At 48.3% G+C, this 8,696-nt stretch carries 4 protein-coding genes; all 4 read left to right on the forward strand.

Going from position 1 to position 8,696, the window contains the following annotated elements:
* The coding region (locus tag C7B77_RS17135) for a type I polyketide synthase (protein ID WP_219892182.1) at window positions 1-4,614 on the forward strand (4,614 nt) is incomplete at its 5' end.
* 164 nt (window positions 4,615-4,778) lie between these two features.
* Window positions 4,779-5,849 carry an LLM class flavin-dependent oxidoreductase gene (locus C7B77_RS17140; RefSeq protein ID WP_106307384.1) on the forward strand — a complete coding sequence of 357 codons (1,071 nt, stop codon included), beginning with the start codon at window positions 4,779-4,781 and terminating at the stop codon, window positions 5,847-5,849.
* A gap of 9 nt (window positions 5,850-5,858) precedes the next feature.
* Complete coding sequence (locus C7B77_RS17145) at window positions 5,859-6,614, forward strand: COG4280 domain-containing protein (RefSeq protein WP_106307387.1); 756 nt, start codon at window positions 5,859-5,861, stop codon at window positions 6,612-6,614.
* Between the two features lie 82 nt (window positions 6,615-6,696).
* On the forward strand, window positions 6,697-8,664 hold the full coding sequence (locus C7B77_RS17150) for a condensation domain-containing protein (protein ID WP_245894244.1): 1,968 nt from the start codon (window positions 6,697-6,699) through the stop codon (window positions 8,662-8,664).
* Window positions 8,665-8,696 lie beyond the last annotated feature (32 nt).

An 8,696-nucleotide genomic window follows, 5' to 3' on the forward strand; every position in this document is an offset into this window, starting at 1 on the left:
GGTTTAGAAATAGCAGTAATTGGAATCGCTGGTAAATTTGCAGGCGGTGAGACGAACGAAGATTTTTTGCACAATTTAGAAAATTGGGTCGAATTAATTACCCCATTTACCGATCGTGAAACCCGATCGAACGGGATCGATCGAGTGGGTGCAGTACTCAAAGATGTCGATCGATTCGACGCGGCGTTTTTCGGGTTCAATCCTAAAGAAGCTGAAACAATGGATCCGCAACATCGGTTGTTTTTAGAATCGGCGTGGGAAGCTCTCGAAAATGCGGGTTATAGCTCGGAAAATGAAGAAAGATCGATCGGCGTATTCGCAGGTGTAGGGATGGGAACTTACCTGTTATATAACCTCAGTCCCAATCCAGGACTAATCGAATCGCGGGGATTTTTGCCCACATTAGTCGGAGTCGATAAAGATTATTTACCCACCCGCGTGTCCTATAAATTGAATCTCAAGGGGCCGAGTATCAGTGTGGGGACGGCTTGCTCTAGTTCCTTAGTGGCGGTGCATTTAGCTTGTCAAAGTCTGCTTAGTGGCGAGTGTGACATGGCGTTAGCTGCGGGGGTAGCAGTGAAATCACCCCAGAGTGAAGTTACCCTCTCGCCTGACGAAATCGTGTCTCCCGATGGGCATTGTCGCGCCTTCGACTCTAATGCAAATGGTACGGTGGGCGGTAATGGGCTGGGAATTGTCGTATTGAAACGCTTAGAAGAGGCGATCGCCGATCGAGATCGGATTTATGCTGTCGTCAAAGGTTCGGCGATTAATAACGATGGGGCGATGAAAGTCGGCTACACTGCGCCCAGTCAGGAGGGGCAAGCTAAGGTGATTCGGGCGGCTCACCTGATGGCAGAAATCGAGCCGGAAACGATTAGCTATATGGAAACTCACGGTACGGGTACGGCATTGGGCGATCCGATCGAAGTTGCCGCGATGACACAAGCTTTTCGCGCATCGACAGATCGCAAGCAGTTTTGCGCGATCGGATCTGTCAAAACTAATATCGGACATTTAGATGCGGCGGCGGGGATTACCGGATTCATCAAAACAGTGTTGGCACTGCATCACAAACGGATTCCTCCCAGTCTTCATTTTGAAACTCCCAATCCGCAAATCGACTTTGCTAATAGTCCGTTTTACGTCAATACCCAACTTACCGAGTGGGCAACTAACAGTACTCCCCGGCGTGCGGGTGTCAGTTCCTTTGGCTTTGGCGGTACGAATGTCCATGCCATTTTAGAAGAAGCTCCACCCCTCGATCCGGTAACATCAGAGCCGCGAGCTTACCAACTGTTGGCACTGTCAGCGAAAACAGCGACAGCCTTAGATCGATCGACGGTTAATTTAAGCGATCGACTCCAGCACGCTACGGATCTCAATTTAGCCGATGTCGCATATACGCTCCAAGTCGGACGGTGGGCATTAGAACATCGCCGGATCGCCGTTGTATCCAGTCTGGAGGATGCGGTAGAAGTATTTAGTGCGGGGGACTCCGATCGCGTATTCACCGGACACACAACAGCCAGCAATCCACCTGTGATGTTTATGTTCTCTGGGCAAGGTTCCCAGTATGTGAATATGGGACGGGAACTATATGAGAGCGAAGCTACTTTTCGATCCCATGTCGATCTCTGTGTGACGTTCTTGCAATCCGCGCACGATATCGATCTCTGCCCAGTATTATTTGCAGATCCAGCCGATCTCGAAACAGCTACCCAGCAATTAACCCAAACCGCGATCGCCCAACCTGCCTTATTTACGATCGAATATGCCCTCGCTCAACTCTGGATCTCTTGGGGCGTAACTCCGCAAGGCGCGATCGGACATAGTATCGGCGAATATGTCGCTGCTTGTCTGGCTGGTGTCTTCTCCCTCGAAGATGCCCTAACGATCGTGGCGACGCGGGGACGATTGATGCAGCAGCAGCCCACAGGAACTATGCTAGCCGTCAATTTATCCGTCGGCGACCTGCAAACCTTACTCGACGATTCGCTGCACCTTGCAGCCAGTAATAGCCCCGATCTGAGCGTGGTTTCGGGGACGGTTGAGGCGATCGCGGGACTAGAGAGTCTACTGGCAACGCGGGGGATTACTTGCCGTCCGTTACATACTTCCCATGCTTTCCATTCGCCGCTGATGGAAGGAGCGATCGAGCCATTTATCGAGTGTTTGCGCGGTATTACGTTCGATCCGCCCCAACTGCCGTTTATTTCTAACGTTACTGGTACTTGGATTACCGCCGCAGCCGCCACCGATCCGCTGTACTGGGCGCAGCATTTACGTCAACCAGTGCAATTTTCAGCCGGAATCGCCGAGTTATCAACCAATCCCGATGCCATCTTCCTCGAAGTCGGGGCGGGGCGTACTCTGGGCACTCTCACCAAACAACAGGCACCAGATCGGACTATTCTCTATTCCCTACCCCATCCCCAAGATAAATCTTCGGATCTAGAATTGCTACTGAAAAGCTTGGGGCAACTGTGGTTGAGCGGTGTAGACATCGATTGGCAAAGCTTTTATGCCGATCGCCAATGCCAGCGCGTCCCCCTGCCCACCTATCCCTTCGATCGTCAACGATATTGGATCGACGCACCCGCAACCGATGCCAGTGAGATCGCTCCAACGCCAAAATCGGACATCGGTGATTGGTTCTACGTTCCTTCATGGAAACGTTCTATACTCCCCGCACTTGCACCCACAGATCGATCGCGTTGTTGGGTGATATTTAGCGATCGATTGGGCTTCGCAGACTCGATGATACAACGCTTGCAGGAGCGAGGAGATCGAGTAATTGAGGTCGAAATTGATACCCAATATAACCACCATAATGATGTTTATACGATCGATCCTAGCGATCGCACCCACTACGAGACGCTGATGCGATCGGTTTTAGAGGTCGATCGATCTCCGATTATTACTCATCTCTGGACGATAGGTGCGGATCTCTCCTTTGACGAATCGCAAACATTTGGTTTCTATAGCCTGCTCTATCTAGCTCAAGCGATCGGACAACAAAATAGCAACGATCCGATTCACATTGGCGTGGTAACTAGCAATAGTCAAGATGTGACGGGCACCGAAACGATTCAACCGGAAAAAGCGACTATGTTAGGAGCTTGTCGAGTCATTCCGCAAGAATATCCAAATATTAGCTGCTGTACGATCGATTTAGAAATTACAGCACAACGACTGGAAGTCGTTGCTAGTGGTGCGAAGTCCGCCTTCGCGGACTGGGATATCGATCGGACGATCGCCGAAATCCTCACCCAAGCCACCACACAGAGCGATCCGATCGTGGCTTATCGCGGCAATTATCGCTGGTTGCCGATCGCCGAACCCCTGTATTTAGAACCCGTCGAGTCGCCAACATCATTACGCGAGCGGGGCGTATATCTGATTACCGGAGGCATGGGCGGAATCGGACTGACGATCGCCGCACATCTAACCCAGACGGCAATACAACCAAAACTTATTTTAATCGGTCGTTCCCCATTTCTACCGCAAGCTGAATGGGCAGGCTGGTTGACGAGTCATGAGGACGCAGATCCCACCAGTACCAAAATCCACCAACTCCAAGCCCTCCAAGCGATCGGGGCAGAAATACTCATACTAAATGCCGACGTTGCCGATTTCGTGCAAATGGTAGCCATTCAAGGGCAAATCCAGCGTACCTACGGGCAAATTAATGGCATTTTCCACACAGCGGGAGTCCCTGGCGATGGCATCATCCAACTCAAAACGCCCGAAACCGCCGCCAGCGTGATGCGCCCCAAAGTTCAAGGCACGCTAGTACTCGATCGCATTTACCGCGACAAAAACCTCGATTTCATGGTCTTATTCTCCTCCCACAGTGCCCTGCTGGGTGGCATGGGACAAATTGACTATTGCGCTGCCAACAATTTCCTTGATGCCTTCGCCCTCTCCCAAGCCACCAACCCCAACTATCGCACCATCTCGATCGACTGGGATATCTGGCAAGAAGTCGGCATGGGAGCCGATCTCACTAAACTACCCGCTCACCTCCAGCCGGAACGATTAGCAGCCCTCGCCGCTGGAATTTCCCCCGCCGCCGGATGGGATGCCCTCCAGCGCATTCTCGGTAGCAATCTCGATCGGGCGATCGTCTCCACTCAAGACTGGCAGACAGTCCTCAAGCAACAACAGCAACGCACTGTCGCAACTGCCGAAACTCCTCAACATAACCCCCAAGAGACAACGGAGGGGCACGCTCGATCGATTCAAACTGCCTACGTCGCACCCAGTACTGAAATCGAACGACAAATCGCCCAACTATGGCAAACTCAACTCGGTATCGCCCAAATTGGTGCGAATGATAACTTCTTCGAGTTAGGCGGACATTCCCTTCTCGCCGTGCGGGTAGTCTCTCAATTGCGGGAAATCTATCCCGTCGATCTATCCCTCCGCACCCTCCTATCCGAAGCCCCCACCGTCGCAGGATTGGCAGCCATCATCGCCGATCTCCTCAGTGAGCCAGACGATTCTGATGAGATGATTCGCCTGTTAGCCGAGATTGAAAATTTGTCGATCGATGAAGTACGCGATCGATTGGCTCAGGAAGAGGCGATCGTTAAATTAATTGAGAATTGAGAATTGGGTTTTTAGAACGGAGATTTAAACTCTGTCCTAAAAAGCGGATGTTTTTTTAACCGCAGAGACGCAGAGGACGCAGAGAAATTATTAGTCAAGCACCGTCTCAGTTTCAGTTCGATCGAGATCAATTAAATATAGTTGTGAAATAGAGGATTTAAAGCATGGAATTCAGTTTATTCTACTTTTCTGGCGACGGCTCCACCACCAGTCGCGATAAATATCGCCTGCTGATCGAAGGCGCGAAATTCGCCGATCGACATGGGTTTGCCGCAGTTTGGGTGCCCGAACGTCACTTTGATGCTTTTGGAGGCTTGTACCCCAATCCAGCCGTCGCTGGAGCCGCGATCGCCGCCCTCACTGAAAACATTCAAATCCGCTCTGGTAGCGTCGTCATGCCCTTGCAAGATCCCTTGCGTGTCGCGGAAGAATGGGCGATGGTAGACAACCTTTCTCAAGGGCGAGTCGGACTCTCATTTGCGCCTGGTTGGCATCCCAATGATTTTGTCCTCGCACCTGAAAAATATGCCGACAAAAAAGCGATTATGTGGCGCGATATTCAAGTAGTTCGACAACTTTGGCAAGGTGAATCGATCGAATTAATCGGCGGGCATGGTAAACCTGTCAACATCAATACTTTTCCCAAACCATTGCAGCCGCAGGTACCAATTTGGATTACTTCACTATCAGACGAATCATTTATTGAAGCAGGTAAAATCGGCGCAAATATTCTCACCTCTCCCCTATATCAAAGCCTCGATGAAATCCTTCGCAAAATTACTTTATATCGTCAATCGCTAGCCCAAAGCGGTCGCGATCCGCAGAGTGGGAAAGTATCGATGATGATTCATACATTTATTGGTAACGATCTGGAGTCTGTCAAAATCAAAGTCAAGCAACCATTTAAAAATTATCTCAAAACTCACTTCGATTTGGTAGTTAAGTCTGCTGGCGATCTACGGTTCTCGATCGATCCAAAAACCATGACTGCTCGCGATCTCGACGATCTATTAGAATTCAGTTTCGAGACTTATTTTAACGGCAAAGTACTGATGGGAACGCCGATGCAATGCCAGAAAATTATCGATAGTCTGCAACAGGCTGGAGTCGATGAAGTTGCCGCTCTGATTGATTTTGGCGTAGAATTTGACTGGGTAATGGAGAGCTTGGATTTTCTCAAAGATCTCAAAAACAGTTATACATCAATCGATCGAGTCAAAACCTTAGTGAGTTAAAGAAACTAGATGACGAACATCAACTGGAACATTCTCATCGCCGCCGTCAGTGGTGCTGCGATCGATTTTTTGGAGATTGCCGTAATTGCCTATGCGATCGCTCGATCGGGTTATCGAAAAGAAGCCATTGCAGGTAGTATTTTTGGTGTATCGTTAGTTGGAATAATTGCCATCCCTTTTGGTGGCATCTTGCGATCGATTCCCCTCAATTGGCTAGAAATTCTCGTCGGCGTGACATTACTTTGGTTTGGTTCGAGATGGGTAAATAAATCCATCAAACGGCTGGCAAAAGGCAAACGAGCGGGGTGGATGTCTGACGATCCACTTGCTGCTGAGGAGATTGTATTAGACGAGCAAAATTTGGGATTCAATCAATTGAATTTCTGGGTGATGGCAAAAAGTGCGATCCTGGAAACTTTTGAAGTTGCAATTCTCGTTGTCACTTTAGGAGTGGCTTCGGGTGCATGGTATGAATCGCTAGTTGGCACTGCGATCGCGCTGGTATTTTCAGTACTGATTGTCACGGTTTTACACAAGTATTTGTTGAATGTACCAGAGGTCTTAATTAAGTTAGGATCGGGGATTTTATTAGGTGGATTGGGTACATTTTGGTTGGGTGAGGGATTGGGTTTTGATTGGTTATTTGGGGATTTAGCGATCGCGGCGATTGTTGCTGCTTATAGCGGGATTGCGGCGATCGTTTTGTGGTGGTTGAAACGCGATATTTTAGCGGTTGAAATCGTCGATCGGACAGAGTTGCCATAAGTTACACTAGAACCCCGACTTCTTCGAGAAGTCGGGGTTCTTTGCTCGCACTAAATATTTATTTAAAAATTACTATTTAACAATGAACGATTTATCAAAACGAATTGCTGCATTGTCGCCAGAACAACAGGCACTATTAAAACAGCGACTAAATCAAAAAAAGACAATTCAACAGCCTCACTCCTGGGCAATACCCAAGCGCGATCGATCGACAGAACGAGATCGGTGTATAGTTTCCTTTGGGCAACAACGGATGTGGTTTCAAGACCAATTGGGAACTCAAAGTGCGGTTTCTAATAACGTTTCGATCGCACTGAAAATCTCTGGTAATCTCGATGTGAATGCGCTCGAACGCAGTCTTGCTGAAATTATCGATCGACATGAAGTTTTACGGACGACTTTTCAAACTATTGCTGGCGAACTGATTCAAATCATTCATCCTATCGGTAATTGGTATATGCCTTTTATCGATTTACGATCGTTAAATCCGTCAGCGAGAGAACTAGAAATAGAGCGCATCGCTCAAGCTCAAGCCTGCCAAATATTTAACTTAGAAACCGATGTCTTGTTACGATCGAGTCTATTGATTTGCGATCCTGCCGAACATATCTTGTTATTAACATTGCATCATATTAGCGTCGATGCGTGGTCGATCGGGGTCTTTTTTCGCGAACTGAGTGCGATTTATGCTGCTTTTGCTGGCGATAAACCTTCACCTTTGGCGGCATTACCAGTTCAATATGCCGACTTTGCAATCTGGCAACGGCAACATTTACAAGGGCAAATGTTAGCGGCGGATCTGACTTATTGGCAACAAAAATTGCACCAAGCTCCCGATTTATTGCCATTACCAAGCGATCGATCTCGTCCTTCAGTACAATCTTTTACGGGTAAAACGCTATCTTTTACTATTCCTAAACCGCTGACTGATTCGATCGGGGCATTATCTCAGCAAGTTGGCTGTACGACTTTTGTTACTCTATTAGCTGCCCTGCAAACATTACTATTTCGGTATAGTGGGCAAGAAGATATCCTCGTCGGTGCGCCGATTGCCAATCGTCAACAACCGGAACTAGAAAATTTAATCGGCTGTTTTATTAATACTTTAGTCTTCCGCAGTGACTTGTCGGGCAATCCCAGTTTCCGGACTTTACTCGATCGCGTGCGCGAAACAGTATTAGGTGCATTGGCTCATCAAACTTTGCCGTTTGAAAAATTGATAGAAGAACTACAATTAGCCAGAAACTTAACTTATGCACCATTATTTCAGGTGATGTTAGTGTTTCAAAATGCCTTTTCGATCGAGAATATCGAACTGCCAAATTTGGTTGTCGAACACGATCGAATTGACAATCATACATCTCAATTTGACTTTACCATTCACCTAGTAGAATCCGAGATCGGGCTGATTGGCAAACTAGAATATAACACCGATCTCTTCGATGAATCCACGATCGAGCGGCTGTTGGCACATTTCCAGACTTTACTGGCGGGAATAGTCACCAATCCCGACTGTTGTTTGGCAGATTTACCCCTGCTCCCACTTAGCGAATTGCAGCAGTTACAAGCGTGGAATCACAGTGCTGTTAACGATTTCCCCGTGCTGGCGATCGATCGAGCTTTTGCCCTCCATGTAGCGCGAACCCCCGATGCAGTGGCGGTAATCTGTGGTGACGAACGACTTACCTATCGCGAACTCAATCGACGTAGCAATCAACTCGCCCATTATCTCCAGAATTTGGGCGTTAAATCAGAAAGTTTAGTTGGTATTTGTGTGGATCGATCGATCGAGACGATCGTGGGTTTATGGGGCATTATCAAAGCTGGCGGCGCATACGTGCCGATCGATCCTAATTATCCAGCCGAACGCTTGGAGTTTATTCTCGCTGATGCTCAGGTATCGGTATTATTAACTAAACAATCGCTGGTTCAGCGGTTGAAACCGCTGCTAGTGGTGCAAAGTCCGCCTACGCGGACTAATATTGATTCCCGAATGGTTTTGCTTCTCACGGTTCGCTCATTTTGGAGAGAGGTAGTCAAATTGGGTTAAAGTTTGACAATGAGCAAGCCTGTAACCTTAAC

Origin of the sequence: Chamaesiphon polymorphus CCALA 037 (assembly GCF_003003845.1) — a bacterium.
In the GTDB taxonomy this organism is placed as follows: Bacteria; Cyanobacteriota; Cyanobacteriia; order Cyanobacteriales; family Chamaesiphonaceae; genus Chamaesiphon; species Chamaesiphon polymorphus.

What these genes read in the sequence shown, in the direction of transcription:
- C7B77_RS17140 (WP_106307384.1), top strand. Translation starts at nt 4,779, where the DNA reads ATGGAATTCAGTTTATTCTACTTTTCTGGCGACGGCTCCACCACCAGT.
- C7B77_RS17145 (WP_106307387.1), top strand. Translation starts at nt 5,859, where the DNA reads ATGACGAACATCAACTGGAACATTCTCATCGCCGCCGTCAGTGGTGCT.
- C7B77_RS17150 (WP_245894244.1), top strand. Translation starts at nt 6,697, where the DNA reads ATGAACGATTTATCAAAACGAATTGCTGCATTGTCGCCAGAACAACAG.